The organism is Xanthomonas sp. CFBP 7698 (genome assembly GCF_003600855.1).
GTDB classification, from domain to species: Bacteria; Pseudomonadota; Gammaproteobacteria; order Xanthomonadales; family Xanthomonadaceae; genus Xanthomonas; species Xanthomonas cannabis.
Genome location: NZ_PRDN01000018.1, coordinates 1 through 1,724 on the forward strand (window position 1 = coordinate 1; position 1,724 = coordinate 1,724).

1 protein-coding gene is annotated in these 1,724 nt (G+C 67.9%); it reads right to left on the minus strand.

Annotated elements, in window-relative coordinates; genetic code table 11:
• The coding region (locus XnspCFBP7698_RS21185) for an autotransporter-associated beta strand repeat-containing protein (protein ID WP_199680273.1) at nt 1-1,724 on the minus strand (1,724 nt) is incomplete at both ends.

Genomic DNA, 1,724 nt, shown 5'->3' on the forward strand with positions numbered 1-1,724 from the left:
GTGCCGTTGCCCACCTTGTCCAGGTTACCGGCACCGCTCAGGCTGCCGGCAAAGCTGCTGCCGACGTCGTTGACACCGAGTTGCAAGGTGGTGCCGCCGAGGATGGCGACGTTGCCCTGCCCGGTCACCGCGCCCAGCGCGGCATTGCCGCCCAGCGACAATCCGGCGCCTGCCGCCACATCCACCGCGCTGGTGGTGCCCAGACCGCCGGCAGCGGACGTGGCGAGCACGCCGGCCTGCACGGCCACCGGACCGCTGAAGCTGTTGGCGCCGGACAGGGTCAACGTGCCCAGGCCGGTCTTGGTCAACGCACCGGTGCCGCTGAGCGTGCCGGTCAATGCCAGATCGGCTGCATTGGCAATGCTCAGGTCCGCACCCAGGTTGATGCTGTTGCCCAACGCCAGGGCGATCGCGTTGCTCAAGCTGGCATTGCCCAGCACCGACAGGCTGCCACCGCTCAACGCCGTGTTGCTGCCAACTGCCAGCGTGCCGGCGTTCAACACCGTGCCACCGGCGTAGCTGTTGGCGCCATCGAGCGTGAGCGTGCTGGTGCCACTCTTGATCAGGCTGCCCGCGCCGCTGATCGACCCGGACAATGCCAGGTCGTTGCTGCCGAGCATATTGACCGCGCCGTCGAGCACCACTGCATTGTCTACCGCCAATGCCTGGTTGCTATCGAGGTTGGTGCCGGCCGCAGCCGTCAATGTGCCAGTGCCCAGTGACTGCGCATCGCCCAGCACCAGCGTGCCGCCGCCGAGCGCGGTGCCGCCGGTGTAGCTGTTGGCTGCATCCAGGACCAGGGTGCCGGTGTCGAGTTTCTGGAGCGCGCCGGTGCCGCCGATGGCGACATCGATCGTGCCGGTGACACCGGGGTCCACCCGAATGATGGTGGTGGCGGCATTGGCGCTCAGCGCGCCTGCTCCGCCATCGCCGAGCACATAGCCATCGGTGATGAACTGCATGCCGGTGATGCCCTGGGTGCCCTGCACGCCCACCGTGCCGGCGCTGCCGGCGAACACTGCAAAGCTGTTCTGCCAGGAGCTGTTGGTGAGGCCGTCGATCGAGGTCCAGTTGGTGCCGCCCGCGGTCCATGCGGCGGTTCCCCCATCGACGCTGCCGTTGGCCACGGTCTGCGCGCCATCCCAGAACTGCACATTGCTGCCAGGCGACAGCACCACCACGTTGACCTGCTGGGCGAGTGCGGTCTGCAGCGTCAGCTGGGTCGGGTCGATGGTGCCGGGCAGCGTGCCGATATCCAGCCCATTGTTGGTCAGCGCGCCGACGTAATCGATCAGGCGATACACACCCGTGCCGAAGCCGCCGATGTCGGTGATGTTGAGCGTGCCATCCAGGGTCAGGTCGCCGTTGACCGCCAGCACACCGGTCTGGCTGGGCGTGCCCAGCAACGCATCCAGGGTGGCGTTGGGGGCCATGTTCAAGCTGCCGGTGGTCAACACTGCACCACTGGTCACCACCAGCCGACCACCGTCGTTGACGGTGACAGCCGCATCGACCACGCCGCTGCCGCTCAGCGTGCCGCCGGTGCCCACGTTGACCCCGCCGATACTGGCGAGCGTGCCGTCCACATCCAGCGTGCCGCCGGAGATCTGCGTGGTGCCGCCCAGTGCGCTGGCACCGGTGAGCTGCACGGTGCCGTTGCCCACCTTGTCCAGGTTACCGGCACCGCTCAGGCTGCCGGCAAAGCTGCTGCCGACGTCGTTGAC